The following is a 335-nucleotide window of genomic DNA, read 5'->3' on the forward strand; positions in this document are numbered from 1 at the left end:
TTCATTTATTGCCGCTCCTATTACATTTACTCCCAATCCATTTTCAAAACGTTCAAAGCCTATTTTTACTACCGGAGTCCCGTACATTCTTACTTTAACATCTCCTAAACGTATCCCTTTATTTTTCAGTATGTTAAATGCTCCAAAACCTACTATATTCCCCTGACTGTAAAATGAAAAATCATAATTCTGTCTCTTATCTAACGAAGCATATGATACTGCTGCTCCTCTGTTCATTCCTATCGACAATCCCAAACTTGACAAGCTTCCATCAAACATCTTTCCTAATGCACTTTCCAGTACGTCTGCTATTGCTCCTCTTGTCGGATTATATA

General features: G+C 36.7%; 1 protein-coding gene. It reads right to left on the bottom strand.

The genetic code is table 11. The features are described from left to right. On the bottom strand, nt 1-335 hold a 335-nt coding region (locus EII29_RS12460; protein WP_158612566.1), incomplete at both ends, for a hypothetical protein.

Source organism: Leptotrichia sp. OH3620_COT-345 (assembly GCF_003932895.1).
In the GTDB taxonomy this organism is placed as follows: Bacteria; Fusobacteriota; Fusobacteriia; order Fusobacteriales; family Leptotrichiaceae; genus Pseudoleptotrichia.